This window comes from Oscillatoria sp. HE19RPO (assembly GCF_024220515.1).
Taxonomy (GTDB): Bacteria; Cyanobacteriota; Cyanobacteriia; order Cyanobacteriales; family Laspinemataceae; genus Laspinema.
This window is the reverse complement of record NZ_JAMXOT010000019.1, coordinates 1-16,944: the sequence shown is the minus strand read 5'-3', so window position 1 is coordinate 16,944 and position 16,944 is coordinate 1. Positions and strand designations below refer to the sequence as shown.

General features: G+C 49.0%; 14 protein-coding genes, 1 tRNA gene and 1 other annotated feature. Of the genes, 5 read left to right on the top strand and 10 right to left on the bottom strand.

Annotation, left to right across the window (positions count from 1 at the left end; genetic code table 11):
• Positions 1 to 5 precede the first annotated feature (5 nt).
• On the bottom strand, positions 6 to 341 hold the full coding sequence (locus NG833_RS02340) for a YacL family protein (protein ID WP_254563728.1): 336 nt from the start codon (positions 339 to 341) through the stop codon (positions 6 to 8).
• A gap of 8 nt (positions 342 to 349) precedes the next feature.
• The gene (locus NG833_RS02335; protein ID WP_254563727.1) at positions 350 to 937 is read right to left on the bottom strand and encodes an EndoU domain-containing protein; all 588 of its coding nucleotides are present in this window, start codon (positions 935 to 937) and stop codon (positions 350 to 352) included.
• Positions 938 to 1,289: 352 nt separating this feature from the next.
• Here NG833_RS02335 and NG833_RS02330 point away from each other — a divergent pair, with 352 nt between their 5' ends.
• From NG833_RS02330 to NG833_RS02320, 3 genes are all read left to right on the top strand, one after another.
• Positions 1,290 to 2,624 (top strand): D-alanyl-D-alanine carboxypeptidase, encoded by a 1,335-nt coding sequence (locus NG833_RS02330; protein WP_254563726.1) that lies wholly within the window; start codon positions 1,290 to 1,292, stop codon positions 2,622 to 2,624.
• A 345-nt stretch (positions 2,625 to 2,969) separates the two neighbouring features.
• On the top strand, positions 2,970 to 6,893 hold the full coding sequence (locus tag NG833_RS02325; protein ID WP_254563725.1) for a PAS domain S-box protein: 3,924 nt from the start codon (positions 2,970 to 2,972) through the stop codon (positions 6,891 to 6,893).
• Positions 6,886 to 8,166, top strand: coding sequence for a response regulator (locus NG833_RS02320; RefSeq protein ID WP_254563724.1), 1,281 nt, complete (start codon positions 6,886 to 6,888; stop codon positions 8,164 to 8,166). Before NG833_RS02325 ends, NG833_RS02320 begins: the two co-directional genes overlap by 8 nt.
• Positions 8,167 to 8,373: 207 nt before the next feature.
• Here NG833_RS02320 and rplL read toward each other — a convergent pair whose 3' ends face one another.
• The 8 genes from rplL to rplS all read right to left on the bottom strand — a co-directional run bounded on the left by rplL (position 8,374) and on the right by rplS (position 12,862).
• A complete protein-coding gene (gene rplL / locus NG833_RS02315) occupies positions 8,374 to 8,763 on the bottom strand; it encodes a 50S ribosomal protein L7/L12 (protein ID WP_254563723.1) in 390 nt (129 codons plus the stop codon).
• Between the two features lie 159 nt (positions 8,764 to 8,922).
• Positions 8,923 to 9,474: a 50S ribosomal protein L10 gene (gene rplJ / locus NG833_RS02310; RefSeq protein WP_254563722.1), complete on the bottom strand. Its 552-nt coding sequence runs from the start codon at positions 9,472 to 9,474 to the stop codon at positions 8,923 to 8,925.
• 189 nt (positions 9,475 to 9,663) lie between these two features.
• Positions 9,664 to 9,830, bottom strand: a sequence feature (ribosomal protein L10 leader region).
• A 51-nt stretch (positions 9,831 to 9,881) separates the two neighbouring features.
• Positions 9,882 to 10,598: a 50S ribosomal protein L1 gene (gene rplA / locus NG833_RS02305; RefSeq protein ID WP_254563721.1), complete on the bottom strand. Its 717-nt coding sequence runs from the start codon at positions 10,596 to 10,598 to the stop codon at positions 9,882 to 9,884.
• A gap of 170 nt (positions 10,599 to 10,768) precedes the next feature.
• On the bottom strand, positions 10,769 to 11,194 hold the full coding sequence (gene rplK / locus NG833_RS02300) for a 50S ribosomal protein L11 (RefSeq protein ID WP_254563720.1): 426 nt from the start codon (positions 11,192 to 11,194) through the stop codon (positions 10,769 to 10,771).
• 17 nt (positions 11,195 to 11,211) lie between these two features.
• Positions 11,212 to 11,850: a transcription termination/antitermination protein NusG gene (gene nusG / locus NG833_RS02295; RefSeq protein WP_254563719.1), complete on the bottom strand. Its 639-nt coding sequence runs from the start codon at positions 11,848 to 11,850 to the stop codon at positions 11,212 to 11,214.
• Positions 11,847 to 12,068, bottom strand: a complete 222-nt coding sequence (gene secE / locus NG833_RS02290) for a preprotein translocase subunit SecE (RefSeq protein ID WP_254563764.1) — start codon at positions 12,066 to 12,068, stop codon at positions 11,847 to 11,849. Before secE ends, nusG begins: the two co-directional genes overlap by 4 nt.
• Positions 12,069 to 12,325: 257 nt before the next feature.
• Positions 12,326 to 12,398 (bottom strand) — tRNA-Trp (locus NG833_RS02285).
• 101 nt (positions 12,399 to 12,499) lie between these two features.
• Entirely contained in the window at positions 12,500 to 12,862 is a 363-nt protein-coding gene (gene rplS, locus NG833_RS02280; protein ID WP_254563718.1) for a 50S ribosomal protein L19, read from the bottom strand.
• A 1,375-nt stretch (positions 12,863 to 14,237) separates the two neighbouring features.
• Here rplS and speY point away from each other — a divergent pair.
• Positions 14,238 to 15,425, top strand: coding sequence for a deoxyhypusine synthase (gene speY, locus NG833_RS02275; RefSeq protein WP_254563717.1), 1,188 nt, complete (start codon positions 14,238 to 14,240; stop codon positions 15,423 to 15,425).
• Between the two features lie 801 nt (positions 15,426 to 16,226).
• Positions 16,227 to 16,799: an Hsp20/alpha crystallin family protein gene (locus NG833_RS02270; RefSeq protein ID WP_254563716.1), complete on the top strand. Its 573-nt coding sequence runs from the start codon at positions 16,227 to 16,229 to the stop codon at positions 16,797 to 16,799.
• Positions 16,800 to 16,944 lie beyond the last annotated feature (145 nt).

The following is a 16,944-nucleotide window of genomic DNA, read 5'->3' as shown; positions in this document are numbered from 1 at the left end:
GTCCTTCAAACGTTTTTGAAGTCGGAAACAGAATTATCAAGCTGCTCTTGCCATCTTAAAACCGCTTCTTTGAACTCCTGGAGAGAAATCGTTTCGATGGGTTCGGCGTCCACCAAGAGATTCTCTAGGGTCACGGTTTGGGGTGAAAAAATTAAATAGTAGGCATTTCCTGAGCGCGTCCATTCCTGAAGTTCTCCCGTCTCCAGTGCGGCTATTTGGTCTAATAACTGCTGGACCCATTCAGGGCTGTTTTGAATATCTAGAGTCAGAAACTCTAAAACCCGACGATGAGCGCTACTTTGGTCAAACCAGTCCACTTCATTACACGCTTTTTCAGTCATAATCTTGATTACCTTAACGGAAAGCCTGTATTAATTTTACCATCTCGATTGGTTGCCCCAGCAATTCGATAAGAACTGCCATTATTTGCGCTACAAAACCGAGTTTGCTGGCTGCTGTCTGTTGGCGCATTCAATCCGCACCAAGCCCAATTCGGTGCGCCGTTCGGACATTGTACCCGATTCGCTTCTGCATAAGCAATGGAATTGAGCACTTGTTCTGTAGTACAGCGATCGGGAAACATGGTTGAGAATTTGGTTCCGCCTCCGGAGGTATGAGTCCATTCTCCCCCGTAAATCCCCTGATTATTCACGGATTGGGTGACTCTAAATTGTCGGACGGTAGAGGGGTTTTGTCCTCGGGGTCGCGCATGAAATCCCACCAAGCGCCCCTCTCGATTCACCTCCCCACAAAAAATGTGAGCGTGATTCACCTGCTGATTATTATAAGCGGTTACCCAATGGGATGAACTCCCACAATTGATGCCTTGGCCTTGTGCTATCCCCTGACACAAAGCCACTAGCAAACAGACGACTGCGCCTATCCCGATTTGACGGAGGGTTCTCCCGTTCAATAGTTGTCCAAATCTGCGGTTCATTGGTGCGTTTAGCCTCCGGATTTTACCTATGTTTTGAAATTGAATCTCACTTTATCATACGGGTTCTCTCCAGGCAATCCGCAACTTTGCTAGAGATGAATGGGCAAAGCTTGATAAAAAGTGAGTTTTTTGAAGTGAGGTTAGGTAATGCCCAAGTTTTCAAGACTTACTCAATCTTTCAAGTTAAGCCCTAAATGTAGAGGTGATTCGCGAATCACCTCTACATTTAGGGTTTGTTTTCAAAAGCGATCAATCGCCACCGGCGGCTAATAGTCTGACGATTTGATAGGATGAATCTTCAAGGCTTATGCTATCCTCTGTCTCGAAACCTGCACCTCCTTCATCCCTCCCTATGCTAAGAACTCCCCGTTTGACTGCTGCTGTATTGGTCACCCTCTCGGCACTCATGACTGCCTGCAATCCTTCAGAAACCGCCCAAACTGAAGTCCCCCCGGCAGAAGCCTCAGTGACAGAAATTGCAACTCCCGAACCCCCACAAACGCCGAAGATCGCCCCCTTAGATAATCCCGACCCCACGGTTACTGCTGCGATCGCCCAATATATCAACAGCCTCTCCTCCCAAGGATTTGCCTCGGAAAATCAAGGCATCTGGATGCAAACTGGGGACACCCTCCTCGCCCAACATCAAGGCACAACCCCCCTACCTGCTGCTTCTCTCACTAAAATCGCCACCTCCCTGGTTGCTTTGCAAACCTACGGTCCCGATCGCGAATTCGTCACCGAAATTGGGGCAACCGGACCCATCGAAAATGGCGAATTACAGGGGGATTTAGTCATCCAAGGAGAAGGCGACCCCCTATTTGTTTGGGAAGAAGCAATGGCGATCGGCAATCGCCTCAATGAAATGGGAATTCAACGGGTGACAGGGGATTTGGTGATTCTGGACAAATTTTATATGAACTTCGAGACCGATCCAACCATCGCCGGGAACCTCTTTTTTGAAGGCATCAATGGGCAAATTTGGCCCGGGGAAGCAGAAACCCAATATCAAACCTTACCCCCCGGTACTCCCAGACCCCAAGTGGCGATCGCTGGTACAGTCCGAGTCGCTGCTGCACCCCCTGCGGAACTTCAACCCCTGGTACGCCATTATTCCCTTCCCGTGGTGGAACTCCTCAAACGGATGAATCAATACAGCAACAACCCAATGGCAGAAATGTTTGCTGACGCCGTGGGAGGTGCCCAAGTCGTCGCCCAAAAAGCGGCAGTTGCTGCGGGAGTTCCCTCCCAAGAAATCCAACTGATCAACGGGTCCGGATTAGGGGAAGAAAATATCATGTCCCCTCGCGCCGCTTGTGGTCTATTTTTGGCCTTAGAACGGGAATTACAACCCCATAACCTGACCATTGGAGATGCGATCGCCATTGTCGGACAAGATGAAGGCATCCTCAACCAACGGCAAATTCCCCGCTTCTCCGTCGTCAAATCCGGCAGTCTTAACTATGTGAGTGCCTTAGCTGGTGCATTACCCACCCAAACCCAGGGTTCCGTCTGGTTTGTGATTATGAATGGCGGCAGTAACCTGGAGGGATTCCGCCTGCAACAAGAAGCGCTACTCACTCAATTTGTCAGCCAATGGGGTTCCGTCACCGCCCTTCCTCCGGAACTAAGCCCAAATCCCCTGCGAAAAACCAAAACCTCCCGCAGTGAAATCGTTAAACAATAGGGGAACGCTCACTGTCTTAAGTCAAACAAGAAGAAACCGGGTTTCTGACCGTAATGGATGGTGAATCAGCAACAATTTGGGCAAGAAACCCGGTTTCTAACTCCTCCTGAACACAAATCCGGTTGTAAACAGTCGGTTTTCTATCTTAGCCCGCATAGGTGAGGCTCCGTCCTGTGAGCCTTTACCCTTGAGGGTGTGGGGTTTTTGCTTAATTTCAGAAAGTTTCAAGCCCGTAAAAAGGTACAATAAAGAAGGGCTAAAAACCACTCGCGAAAAGTGTTTCTACTCTCGCCTGAGTTATTTCTAGCAATACCCCACCTCGAACTGTGAGAGGAAACTGTTCCTATGACTTACCGGATCTCTCGGGTCGCCGCTGCCTTTGTCATCCTCATGGGAGCCATCCATTTGCTGGGTTGGCATTTTCATCCGGAATGGTTTATCAACGGTTTTCTGGGCAACCCCTACAGCATGAGACCCAATGCCGCTTTGTGCTTTGTGCTCAGTGGGATTGCTCTGGGATTGTTACAACGACAGCGACTTCCTCGACGGTGGCAACGGATAGTTCGGGGATTGGCCGGGTTCGTGATTGCGATCGCCACTCTCACCTTACTCCAGTATCTTTTTCGCTGGAACTTCGGCATTGATGAACTCCTGGTTCCAGATCTTAGGGCCTCCGTCACAGTCCCTTATCCCGGAAGGATGAGCGCAAGCGTTGCGGTGAATTTTATCTTGAGCGGCATTTCCCTGTTGCTGTTGGCCCAGCAAACCCCGCAAAAGGACAAGGACCGACTCGCTCAGATCGTGAGTCTGGTGGTGGCTTTGATTGCATTAGTGGGTCTCTCCTGTTACTTGTTTAATGCTCAGGTGTTATATGAGTTATGGGTGCCGACAACTACCACGGCCTTCAGTACCGCAGTCACATTTCTCGTCCTGAGCCTCGGGATATTATTTAGTCGTCCAGAACAGGGGCTGATGCCGACGATCCTCAGTCCTCTACTCGGAGGAATGATGGCGCGGCGAGTTTTGCCTTGGGCGATCGCCCTGCCTTTGGTCCTGGGTTGGTTGCTCTTTCAGGGTCATCAACGGGACTGGTATGACGAACCCACCGCCTATGCCATTCTGATGATCGGCGAGGTTACCCTCTTCTCCACAGGGATTTATATCCTGGCACAATTGCTCAATCGCATCGAGGGCGATCGCCAGGAGTCACAGCGCTGGTTCCAATCTGCCATTATGAATTCCCCAGTCCCGATCATGCTGCACGCCGAAGATGGAGAAGTGCTGCAACTTAATCTCGCTTGGTCCAGGATTAGTGGCTATCAGCTTGCGGATATTCCCACCCTCAACGACTGGACTGAAAAAGCCGATCTGGAAAGAACTCAACCCTTCAGAAAACCTATCCAGAATATTGACGCCTTAGAAGCAAGCCAGGTCCTGGAAAAAGAGAAAACCATTCGCACAAAAATCGGCGAAAACCGTGTTTGGTACTTCTATGCGGTGAGGTTAGAAAAAACGGGCGATCGCCGAAGACTTACGATGACTACCGCCGTTGATATCACCGATCGCAGGCAAGCCGAGCAAGCCCTTCGGGAATTAAATCAAACTTTAGAACATCGCATCGCCGAGCGAACAGTTGAACTCGAACAAGAATTGCACCAGCGACAGCAAATCGAGGCTAAATTAAGAAGCAATCAAGCACTTTTGAATAGTTTGATAGAATGCACCCCCGACATTATTGCCGCGATGGATACAAATTTCACTTGTATGGTGGCGAATGAGACGGCTAAACGCGAATTTAGCAAACTGTTTGGCAGCCGCTTTGAAGTGGGGGATAACCTGATTGAAGCCTTATCCCATTTACCCAGGGAACAGGCTAATGCTAGAGAAGTTTGGGGACGAGCATTTCGAGGCGAACATTTTAGCCTGATTCTGGAATTAGGAGCATTAAACCAGGACCGTCACTATTATGAAATGAACTACAGTTCAATGCGAGATCCCAGTGGAAAAATCTTGGGTGCATCTCTCATGGGTAGAGATGTAAATAATCGCATTAAAGCCGATCAAGCTTTGCGCGAAAGCGAAGCCAGATTTCAGGCATTTATGAACCACAGTCCGGCCCTTGCCTGGATTAGCGATCGCGATGGCAAAATCGTTTACTGCAATCAGAACGTGGCGAATGTATTCCTTCAGCCTGTGGATGAGTTGCTGGGTAAAACCCCCTTTGACCTCCACCCCCGGGAGATAGCCGAACAGCACATTGCCAACACTCGCTTAGTGGCTGATGGCGGTGAAGTCGTCGAGGCGATCGAATCCGCATTTCGTTCCCATGGTTCCCTCGGTGAGTTTTTGGTCTATAAATTTCCCATAGAAATAGACGGAGGAGAGCATTTAGTTGGAGGAGTTGGACTCGACATTACCAACCAAATTCAAGCCGAGAAAGCTTTGCGAGAAAGTGAAGCGAAGCTAAAAGCCATTTTAGATAATGCTCCAGCGGGAATTTATTTGCAAGACCTGGAAGGCAAATTTTTATTAGTCAATCAGTATTTCCTGGATTTATTACAGGTTTCAGAACAGCAGTGTCTCGGTAAAACCTTTGCCGAATTCTTCCCCGGAGAGTTTGCCGAACAAGTTGAGGCCAATGAACGAAACCTGGTCGAAAAGGGAGTGCCTTATTATTTTGAAGAAGACATCCCCCTGCCCGATGGCATTCATCCTTTTTATACGGTCAAGTTAATCCTCCAAGATTTGAGCGGTCAACCCTACGCTTTATGTGGAATTTCCACGGATATCAGCGATCGCAAGCGGGCTGAAATAGCCTTACTAGAAGCGAAAGAAGTGGCGGAAGCAGCCAACATGACTAAAAGCGCTTTTCTGGCCAATATGAGCCATGAACTGCGAACCCCTCTGAATGCGATTTTGGGCTTTACCCAAATCTTAGCTCAGGACTCGTCTTTAAATCCCCAACAACAAGAACAAATTGCCATTATCAATAGTAGTGGGGAGCATCTGCTGAATTTGATTAACGATGTCCTGGAAATCTCCAAAATCGAAGCGGGGCGATCGGCCCTTCATCTCAGCAATTTTGACTTCTATGCTCTACTCACCGCCTTAGAAGCCATGTTCCAACTCAAAGCGGCTTCTAAAGGGTTACAGATGATTTTTGACCCAGATAAGGTCCCCCAATATATCACCACCGATGAGAGCAAATTGCGCCAAGTTTTGACCAATTTGGTAGGAAATGCCATCAAATTTACTCGCGAAGGTGGGGTATCCCTGCGAGTCAGAGCGAGGGAACTCAAAGAGGCCAATTTAGAACCCGCCTCTCGGTTCTGTTTCTACTTTGAAATCGAAGATACAGGCATGGGAATCGCTGAGGAGGAGTTGCCGGGATTATTTATGCCCTTTCATCAAACCGCCACCGGCAAAACCGCCTCAGAAGGAACGGGTTTAGGATTGAGCATTAGCCGTAAATTCGTACAAATGATGGGCGGTGATATCGAGGTGAGCAGCCGCCTTGATGTGGGGACCTTGGTTAAATTTACCCTTCAAGTCTCCGTTGCTCAAGCGAGTGACCTCACAACCGCCCGACAGGTTCAGCGCATTATCGGATTAGAACCCGATCAGCCCACCTATCGGATTCTGGTAGCGGACGATCGCCCTGAAAGTCGCCGCTTAATTCGCTGCTACCTCGAACCCCTGGGATTTGAGGTTCGGGAAGCGGAAAATGGCAAACAAGCGTTAGAAGTCTGGGAAAATTGGGAACCCCATTTAATAGTAATGGATATGCAAATGCCTGTGATGAATGGTTACGAAGCCACTCGACAGATCAAATGTCATGTAAAGGGTCAGGCGACGGTGGTGATTGCATTAACGGCGAGTGCCTTTGAGGAAAATCGCAGCTTGATTTTGTCCGCTGGTTGTGATGATTTCTTACGAAAGCCTTGCCGACAAGAGGTACTCTTGGAAACCTTTGCTCAACACTTAGGGGTACGCTATCAATATCAAGATCTGGAGTCGGCAATAGAAGACAGGGGTGATTCACGGGATGCCGCCTTTATTCCAGGCCCTGCGGCGCTGCAAGGGATGGCACTCACTTGGATTGGTGCGTTACACAATGCTGCCCTAGCGGCGGATAGTGAAGCCATTGAGGAACTCATTCAGGAAATTCCGGAAGGTTCGAGGGCGATCGCGCACTGTCTCCAAGACTGGACCGATAACTTCCGATTTGACAAAATTACCGAACTGACCCAGGAACTGCTTTATGAATAGCGCTCAACCTCTCGGAAATTTAGCCGATATTTTAATTGTGGACGATGAACCGAATAATTTACGGGTGTTGTCGAATTTGCTAAAAAAACACGGCTATAAGGTCCGCGCCGTCCTCTCGGGAGATAGGGCTTTAGCGGCTGCTAGATCAACGCCACCGGATTTGATTTTGCTCGATATCATGATGCCTGAGATGGATGGGTATCAAGTTTGTCACCAGTTAAAACATGAATCAGCCACTTGTCAAATTCCGGTGATTTTTGTGAGCGCCAAGGACCAAGGATTTGACAAGGTAAAGGCTTTTGCGGTTGGCGGAGTAGACTATATTACCAAGCCGTTTCAAGTCGAAGAGGTTTTTGCCCGCATCGACTGTCATCTGAAACTGAATTACTTGCAAATGAAGCTAGAGAAACAAAACTATCAATTGCAAGCAGAAATTTGTCAGCGCAACGCTGCTGAAAAAGCCCTACAGGAGCAGAATGAACAGCTAAGGCGGGAAATTGAACGACGGCAACTCACAGAACTCGCCCTGGAAAAAGCCAACCAAGAACTCGCTCGCTCTAATGCGGATTTAGAACAATTTGCCGGAATTGCTTCTCACGACTTGCGCTCACCGTTAGCCACCATCAATGGCTATGCCCAACTCTTGCAAATGTGTGGAAAGGAACAACTGGATGATAAATGTAACGATTTTGTGAAGCAAATTTTAAAGCTTTGCGATCGCACCGATTTATTAATTGGAGAGTTACTCTCCTATGCTCGGTTGAATCAGGTGCAGGAGCCGTTACAACTCCTATCGTGCGATCGGCTTGTCCAGCAGGCCCTGGAAAATCTAGGGACGGAGATTTATCAAAATCAAGCTCAGGTGACTTATGACCCGTTACCGGAAATCATCGGCACTGAATCTCAATTCGTCCAACTCTTCCAAAATTTAATCGGAAATGCTATTAAATACCGTCGGGAAGAGTCGCCCAGAATTCATCTGAGTGCGGTACTCCAAGACAATCATTATTTATTTTCAATTCAAGATAACGGCATTGGGATTGATGAAGAATATTCCCAGTATATTTTTCAAATCTTTAAACGCTTACACAGCCAAGACTATCCCGGGACCGGCATCGGATTAGCCACTTGCCGCAAAATTGTCGAACGGCATGGGGGTTCCATCTGGATCAAATCTCAAGTCGGTCAGGGGTCCACATTTTATTTTACGGTACCCACAGAGCAGAGGGTAGTGGAGCGACAGATGATAGAGGCGATCGGCCATCCCAACTGAACCACTCCAGGACTTACGCATATTTTCCCAGTGAGTCCGAAATGTAGAGGCGATTCGCGAATCGCCTCTACATTTCGGGTAGATTCTCAAGATCTACGTCAGTCCTGCACTCCATCAAAAAAATAAGCCCACTGCCGTGGACTTATCCGGTAGAGTGGCAAAATATAATATTCTGCCACTCTGGTATTAATTCCCCAAGGGAAAATCTTACTTGATGCTGACTTTTCCGCCTGCTTCTTCCAGTTGCTTCTTAGCATCTTCCGCTGCATCTTTGGCGATGCCTTCTTTAATCGGTTTCGGTGCAGATTCCACCATATCTTTGGCTTCTTTCAGACCTAATCCGGTTAAAGCACGGACAACTTTGAGCACGGCAATCTTCTTGTCTGCCGGAACTTCTTCGAGAATGACATCAAATTCAGTCTTCTCTTCGACTTCTTCAGCAGCAGCCGCAGCGCCAGGAGCCATCATCATCATGCCGCCTGCGGGTGCAGCAGCGCTCACGCCAAAGGCTTCTTCAATTTGTTTGACCAGTTCAGAAGCTTCCAACAAGGTCAGGGATTTTAGCTTTTCGAGAATTTCATCAGTTGCTGCAGACATGGATTGACTCCTATCAAATATATAAATGGAATAGACAAGGGTTGTCATTTGTCATTTGTCATTTGTCATTTGTCATTTGTTGTTTGACTAACGACCAACGACCAACGACCAATGACCAATGACCAACGACCAATGACCAACGACCAATGACCAACGACCCTAGGCCGCTTGGTCTTCGTCGCTGGTGCTGCCGTCTTTGTCGGCGTAGGCTTGGAGACCTCGGGCCAGACCCGAAGGAACTTCTTTGATACCCACAGCAATCTTGGTGACCACTGCATTGAGGGCACCGGCGATTTGCGCCATGAGTTCTTCTTTGGAGGGAAGATCTCCGATCGCCTTCACTTGCTCGAAAGTCAGCGCCTTTCCTTCTAATACACCACCACGAAGTTCACTCTTCTTGGTCGCTTTTTGGAAGTCTTGATACGCCTTAATCGGACCATTCAGGTCATCTTTCAGGAACAAAAAGGCAGAGGAATCTTTCAGGAATTCCCCTAAAGATTGCCAGTTTTCGTCGCCATCAACAGCCCGTCGCATCAGGGTGTTTTTAGCAACGGCACAGGTTGCACCGCTTTCGCGTAGACGCCGACGTAAATCGGTAATCTCCGCCACGGTTAACCCTTTGTAATCAATCACAAGCGTCATCTGGGACTTGCTCAACTCTTGTTTGAGCTCCGTCACCATCGCTTGTTTATCGGCTAGCGTTTTACCCACTCGTTTTCACCTCCTGATTGGGATGAAGATTAAGAATTTAGAGACATTTGGGAGCATTCATCCCCTGGGAATAGGATACGGAATCCGATTGTAAACAGTCAGTTTTCCCTCTTAGCCCGCGCAGGCGGGCTTCGTTTGTGTAGCCCCAGGCTTCAGCCTGTGGGTTTTTATTCCCTGCTCCCCTATCCCCGACCCAATCAAAAACCCCAGCAGGGTAGCCGGGGTTTTGTCAGATCCCGATGGCAATCTTGTCAACTCATGACAAGACCAGCACAAGGGGAACGATAACGCAAACCTAGGTAGGAAATTAAGCCCTGTTGGACACCTACTGTCTCCGGCTACTGTGCTATTTAATTGTGGGGTTTGAAGGGATGAATTTTGAGTTGCCTCAAAATTTGAACTCGCCCTTAGGCGATTTCTGTCAGCTTGAGATCTCGCAAGGCACTGATATCGACTTCAATGGAGGGACCCATCGTAGAAGCGACATACACACTGCGCCAGTAGCGGCCTTTAGCACCGGAAGGACGGTTGCGGTCAATGCTTTCTTGCAACGCCTTGAGGTTAACTAGGAGATCTTCAGTTGGAAAAGCGGCTTTCCCAAACATGACATGGACGATGCCCGTGCGATCGGCCCGAAATTCTAGTTTACCGGCTTTGAACTCGTTAATTGCTTGACCGAGGTCAAAGGTTACTGTACCACCTTTTGGCGAAGGCATCAACCCCCGGGGACCGAGGAGTTTACCTAATTTGGCCACTTGGGGCATCATGTCCGGGGTGGCAATCAGTTTATCGAAGTCCATCCGGCCTTGTTGGATTTCGGCAATCAAGTCTTCAGACCCGGCCAAATCTGCACCGCCATTGGTGGCTTCGGTCACTTTTTCCCCCCGAGCAATTACCGCCACGCGGACGGTTTGACCCGTTCCTTTGGGGAGGGCTACGGTGGTCCGCAGTTGTTGGTCGGTGTACTTGGGATCGATGCCTAAGCGAATATGAGCTTCGGCGGATTCAGGAAATTTAGCTGTAGCGGTCTCTTTTAAAAGGTTGAGGGCCTCTAAGGGTTGATAAGGGCGCTCTTCAACCTTTTTAGTGAGTTCTTGTAATCTACGCGAGATTTTTTTGGGCATTTTTCTCTCCTGGGGTCATAACGAGGCGATGCCTCTGCCCCTTGTTATGGGTCATGCGGTTGAGATTTTTTTGGAAATCTCATTGAGCTCAATCCAGAGATTTCAAACCCCAGTTCCTAGAATCTTAAGAGAATTCTAAAAATCTAAACTCTAAAATCTCCAATCGGTTCCTAATCGGCGACGGTCACACCCATATTCCGGGCGGTCCCTTCGACAATTTTCATGGCCGCTTCAATGTCATTGGCATTGAGGTCAGGCATTTTAGTTTGGGCGATCTCGCGGAGTTGATCCCGGGAGATTTCGGCCACTTTCTTGCGATTGGGTTCCCCTGAACCTCTTTCAATCCCTGCTGCCTTGCGAATCAAGACAGAGGCGGGAGGGGTTTTGAGAATGAAGGTGAAACTGCGGTCTTCAAAGACGGAAATTTCTACCGGCACTACGAGACCCGCTTGATCGGCAGTTCTGGCGTTGTATTCTTTACAGAACATCATGATGTTCACGCCATGCTGACCGAGCGCTGGCCCGATCGGGGGTGCGGGGTTGGCTTTTCCGGCATTAATCGCCAACTTAATCACCGCAACTACTTTTTTTGCCATTTGCTGTGTTAGCTGCTTTAACTCAATTTGCGGACTTGATTAAACTCCAGTTCGACGGGCGTATCTCGTCCGAAGATAGACAGGAGTGCTTTGAGCTTACTGCGCTCTGGGCTCACTTCTATGACTTCCCCATCAAAATCTTTAAAGGGTCCAGAGACCACTTCAATTTTTTCTCCGGGAGTCAGATAAGTTTTTGCTACTGGCTCTGCTTCGTCCCGTTGCCTGAATATCCGTTGAACTTCCGAATAACTCAGGGGCATGGGTTTGACGTGACCGCGTCCGCGTCCGTAACGGCGTTTTTGTTCTGCCCCCACAAAGTTAATCACATGGGGGGTGTTTTTGACAACCTGCCAGCTTTCATCGTCCATGTCCATTTGGACGAGGACGTAACCGGGGAAGATTTTTTCATCCGTTTGCTGTCTGCTTCCATCCTTGCGGATTTTAAATGCAGCAGCTTGGGGAATCTCAACCTGAAAAATCCGATCGCCCATATCAAGGGTTTGAATTCGCTGTTCTAGGGTCGCTTTGACGCGCTTTTCACAGCCCGAGGCAACTTGAACGGCAAACCAACGGCCCGTTGATTTGGTTTCTTCCGCTTCGTCGGTTTCTGACGGTTGAGTTGGATATTGAGAGTCGTCGTCCGATGCAAACATCATCCGAACACCTGTGTAGCTGCCCAACCAAAAAATTTATCGATGAAATAGATTAAGCTGGCAATCAAGGCGACCATCGAGAGGACGGCCAAGGATTCACTAATCACCTGCTGCCGAGATGGCCAAACTACCTTCGCCAGTTCTTCTTTTGTTTCCTGGAAAAACTCTGCGGGATTGAAACCGCTTGCTGTTTCTTGGTTTGCTTCGTTGTTTTTTGCCACAATTGTTTTCCCTCTCCCACTGAACGCAACAACAGGTAGTTTTTTCTTGGCAACAGCTTTCATGCGATCGCCAGTGAATTACGCCACTCCAGATTGGGTGGCTGCACTCGTCGCCGTTCTAGCTTAAACTTTTTCTTGTTCTTGCAATACTTGGTACGAACCACCCAGATAATAATTCTACCCGAAAGTTTTTAGGTTGTTTGCTGTTTTTGCAGCAGACATACTTTCGGGCAGATATCTTTCGGAAGATGGTTCAGCGCGCCCTGGAGGACTTGAACCCCCGACATCAGGTTTTGGAGACCTGCGTTCTACCAACTGAACTAAGAGCGCACGGGTTGAATCTGCTGGTTAGAGCGATTCACCCATTTCCTATCCTATACCTAAGATTGCGATCGCGTCAACCCACCCGGGGCAATTTTTTTGGATTGGTCTTAGATAGGGCGGTCAAACCGTTGTTTGATGCGGGTGGCTTTACCCACGCGATCGCGCAGATAGTACAGCTTCGCCCGTCGCGCTTTACCCCGACGCAATACTTTGATGCTCTCAATCCGGGGGGAGTGCAGCAAAAAGACTCGTTCCACCCCAACTCCTTGGAACACGCGGCGCACGGTAATGGTTTCGTTAATCCCACCATTGCGCATGGCAATCACCACGCCTTCGTAAGGCTGGGTTCTTTCTTTGCCCGCTTCTCTAATTCTGACGCCCACTCTTACGCTGTCACCGACGTAAATCTGCGGGAGGTCCGTTTTTAACTGTTCCGCTTCAATGTCACGGATAATCTGTTCAGCCTTCATAGTTATGGTTTTTAACTCACAATCTCCCATCATACCCCTCAATTGGCATTTCAGTCTAGCCAAATCTCTAGGAGTTTTTTTCCCCCTCTCTTGCCCGGGATTTGTCCGCGAATTCTACCTAGATAAGCGGGCCCAGCAGCATCTCAAAACTGAATCCCGCCTCATCCTCAGTTTCTTGTAGGGGCATATTGCATACGCCCTCTTTATCCGGCAATGGAATCCCGCCTCATCCTCAGTTTCTTGTAGGGGCGCAATGCGCAGGCCCTCTTTATCCGGCAATGAAATCCCGCCTCATCCTCAGTTTCTTGTAGGGGCGCAATGCTTGCGCCCAAGAGGGCGTATGCAATACGCCCCTACAAGAAATAGCGATTTTTCGTCATTAAATTTACCACCTTGACCGGGTTAATGCTTAAACCTCCAAGATTGTTTGAGGTGGCGAGCGCCTCAGAAGAACCCCACCTGACGCCTCCCCAAGACATCGGGGAGGGGACCGCAAGTGCAGTTAAGCGTAAGCAACCTACCCTTGTCAGACCCTGCTATTGTCGGCATTTCAGCCCTTCCCATCCGCTCTTTCTAGAGTCCTACTGCTCAAGAAAGAGCTTTACACTCCTGAAAAGCCGAAAAAATGCCAAAAAAGTCGATAACCCTATATGTTCTAAGCCTCAAGACCGAAATAACCTCAAAAATCTCAATTTTAAGATTTCAGCCCGGGAATTTTAGTGCTAGAATGTATTCAAAATGTTGTCTTCTCAAGAGAGGTTGCATAACAACGTTGAAACTCTTTGCTCTAACTGGCTACCCTTGGCGTGGCCTTTGGTATCTGGATATGCAGTTGAAGCGTAAACGGCATTGCGACCCGGCGCTGTCCTGGACTGATCGATGTGAAGCGCCTAGTATGGTCCGATCGGCCTGTTAGATAAGGTTTGCGCTCGGTACTTCTGAAGCTTCTTGTAAGCTGCTGTTAAGACCCTAAGACTTGAGGGGTCCGCAAACTAGGTCGATCGGGGTTATAGACCCACAAAATTTTGACAAGGAGACGGCATTCCGATAACCGTCTCTAAACAAGCTGGATTTTTCCTGCCTTAGCTCTATCAAAAAGGGAGCGGATTCATGACAGAGAAACTCGCATCAGACGAACGAAACATCTGTCAGATCCACTCATTAAGCATCATGCTTGCGCGATAGAGCGTCCGGTTGAGATCTTTCAGCTACTGCCTAGGGATGAGGTAGGTTCCCACGAACCTGACCCAATCCTTCACCTCCGGCAGCGATGTCAATCAACTTAAATATTCATGATTGAACATAGTCAATCGCCTTAGGGGCTTGGTCTGCTAAGGCTACTATGCCCTGTATTTCAACCGTTTGGAGTGGAAAAATGTCTCAAATGATAGATCGCAAAATTGCCCCCGCCCCCATGACCGAGAACGTGAGCGTCGTGGACTTAATTGATGGTTACTTCACCGCTTATAATTCCGCTCGGTTGCGGGAAATCTGTCACCTGCTGACCCAAAAGGTGATGCGGGAAGGAGTGACTGTGGGACTGAGCCTATCTGGGGCCATGACTCCGGCGGGATTTGGGGTGTCAGCCTTAGCACCGCTGATCCGCAACGGCTTTATTGATTACATCATCAGTACCGGCGCAAATCTGTATCACGATATCCATTACGGACTGGGATTAAACCTCTATGCGGGAAATCCGTTCGTGGATGATATCAAACTGCGCGAAGACGGTCATATTCGGATCTATGACATCATTTTTGACTACGATGTCTTGTTAGAAACCGATGCCTTTATTCGGACGATTTTGCGCGCCGAACCCTTTCAGAAGCGGATGGGAACGGCAGAATTTCATTATCTGCTGGGCAAATATGTCCGGGAAATTGAGAAGCAGCGCGGGGTAGAGCATTCTTGCTTGCTGGCAACGGCGTATGAGTGCGGGGTGCCGATTTATACCTCGTCGCCGGGAGATAGCTCGATCGGGATGAATGTGGCGGCGCTTGCCTTAGAAGGGTCGCAATTAATCATTGATCCGGCGATCGATGTCAACGAAACAGCGGCGATCGCCTATGGTGCCCGGGACCCCAACCAAGACTTCCCCGGAGAAAGTGCCGCCTTCATTCTCGGTGGCGGTTCTCCCAAAAACTTCCTCCTGCAAACCCAACCCCAAATTCACGAGGTCCTGGGTTTAGAAGAACGGGGACATGACTATTTCATCCAGATTACCGATGCCCGTCCCGATACCGGCGGTTTATCTGGGGCCACCCCCGCTGAAGCAGTAAGCTGGGGCAAAGTCGATCCCAATGAACTGCCCAATACCGTGGTTTGCTATACCGACAGCACGATCGCCCTGCCAATTCTCACCGCTTATGTGATGAATCAGTGTCCCGCGCGTTCCCTCAAGCGATTGTACGATCGCCGTCAGGAAATGCTGACTAAACTGCAATTAGACTACCAATTGGCGCAAGCGAAAAAATCCGAACGCACCGCCCCCCCGGTTTCTGAAAGACCCGAACCTGTTGCCACTTATCCCTGTGGTACGCCCATCCGGAACGGGCGTGGTTAGCGGTTAATACTCTATCCGGTGGCGATCGGGTTGTAAAATCCCGCAGGCTGAAGCCTGGGGCTATACGGACAAAGCCCGCCTGCGCGGGCTAATGGAGAAAGACCACTTAAGACAACCGGATTTGCTATAAATTAGTCTTCCCCGGATTTAAACCCTCTGAGTTTCAGAAACTCGGAGGGTTTTGTCTTGCCCTGTTTTCTACCAAATCTGATTGTTAAAAGTCAATTTTCTGTATGAGCCCGCGCAGGCGGGCTTCGTCCGTATAGCCCCACCCTTTAGGGTGCGGGCGAAAGCAGACCTTTGACAACCGGATTCCGTATTAAAAGTTAATTTTCTGTATGAGCCCGCGCAGGCGGGCTTTGTCCGTATAGCCTCCGGGCTAAAGCCTGCGGGCTTAAACCAGACCTGATTATTCCCATCAACATCCAGACTAGATTTTGTCGGCAAATACAACAGTCTTCTTACGGTTTGCCCCCCTGAGCGTCAACCTAGATTTTCCTATCCTAGAGTCATGGTCAAACCGGAAAGAGGATTTAAAACTTTTCGCCCATCGGCGGCAAATACAACAGTCTTCTTACGGTTTACCCCCTGGTAAATAGAGTGTCAGTTCGCTTACATTAGAAAGAAGTAACCCCTCGAAATAGGCAACATAATTACCCTAAAAATAGGGAGGAAACATTTTAGTTTCCCGAGGTTACATAAAAAATTATCGGTGTTTTAATCGCCCACTGGTTCGATAAAACCCGATTCTGCCCACTCTACCGATTTCAGAATTCACTCTTTTTTTGGAGAGGAAACCCGATGAGAACATTAATGAATTTGGACCTGTTACGCGAGGTCGATGCCTGGGGACGTCAATTTGAACAACTCTTAACTGAACAACCCCCGTGCCAACGTCCCGAAATGGGTAGAGTGTGGCAACCGGCGATCGAACTGGAAGAAACTGAAAATAGCTTTGTATTGCGGGTGGAACTGCCCGGGTTAACTGGAGAGGAGATTGATGTGCAAGCGAGTCGCTTTCAAGTGGCGATCGCCGCCCACCGTCAGACCCCCAATCCCGTGAGTCAGAACAGCGGTTACCTCCGTTCCGAACTCCGTTATGGCAAGTTAAAGCGGGTCGTCCCCTTGCCGAAACCCATTGTGCCGGACCGCATCGAAGCTCAGTTAAACGATGGCATTCTCACCTTAACCTTGCCGAAATTTTCCGCCCAACAACCCCAAGTGGTCAAGGTGCGGTTGGATGAGCTCAAATCCGAGGTTAACCCCGTGATGCCGGTAGAACAGAAATCGGATCTAACCCCACAGAAAACTGAGGAAAAAATCGCTCCCACCGAGGGTGAAGTGTTAACCGACTTATGGGCAACTCAAGGGTAAATCTGCTTAGGGAACTCCAAAAAATAAAACCTTCAAAAAACCCGCAGGCTCAAGCCTGGGGCTACACGGACAAAGCCCGCCTGCGCGGGCTAAAAGAGCCTTGTTAGGTGCGATCGCATCAAAGCAAGGATGATTTATTTGTTGG

Bases quoted from the DNA above. Each gene is read 5' to 3' on its own strand.
- NG833_RS02340 (WP_254563728.1), bottom strand. From the start codon at position 341: ATGACTGAAAAAGCGTGTAATGAAGTGGACTGGTTTGACCAAAGTAGC.
- NG833_RS02335 (WP_254563727.1), bottom strand. From the start codon at position 937: ATGAACCGCAGATTTGGACAACTATTGAACGGGAGAACCCTCCGTCAA.
- NG833_RS02330 (WP_254563726.1), top strand. From the start codon at position 1,290: ATGCTAAGAACTCCCCGTTTGACTGCTGCTGTATTGGTCACCCTCTCG.
- NG833_RS02325 (WP_254563725.1), top strand. From the start codon at position 2,970: ATGACTTACCGGATCTCTCGGGTCGCCGCTGCCTTTGTCATCCTCATG.
- NG833_RS02320 (WP_254563724.1), top strand. From the start codon at position 6,886: ATGAATAGCGCTCAACCTCTCGGAAATTTAGCCGATATTTTAATTGTG.
- rplL (WP_254563723.1), bottom strand. From the start codon at position 8,763: ATGTCTGCAGCAACTGATGAAATTCTCGAAAAGCTAAAATCCCTGACC.
- rplA (WP_254563721.1), bottom strand. From the start codon at position 10,598: ATGCCCAAAAAAATCTCGCGTAGATTACAAGAACTCACTAAAAAGGTT.
- rplK (WP_254563720.1), bottom strand. From the start codon at position 11,194: ATGGCAAAAAAAGTAGTTGCGGTGATTAAGTTGGCGATTAATGCCGGA.
- nusG (WP_254563719.1), bottom strand. From the start codon at position 11,850: ATGATGTTTGCATCGGACGACGACTCTCAATATCCAACTCAACCGTCA.
- rplS (WP_254563718.1), bottom strand. From the start codon at position 12,862: ATGAAGGCTGAACAGATTATCCGTGACATTGAAGCGGAACAGTTAAAA.
- speY (WP_254563717.1), top strand. From the start codon at position 14,238: ATGTCTCAAATGATAGATCGCAAAATTGCCCCCGCCCCCATGACCGAG.
- NG833_RS02270 (WP_254563716.1), top strand. From the start codon at position 16,227: ATGAGAACATTAATGAATTTGGACCTGTTACGCGAGGTCGATGCCTGG.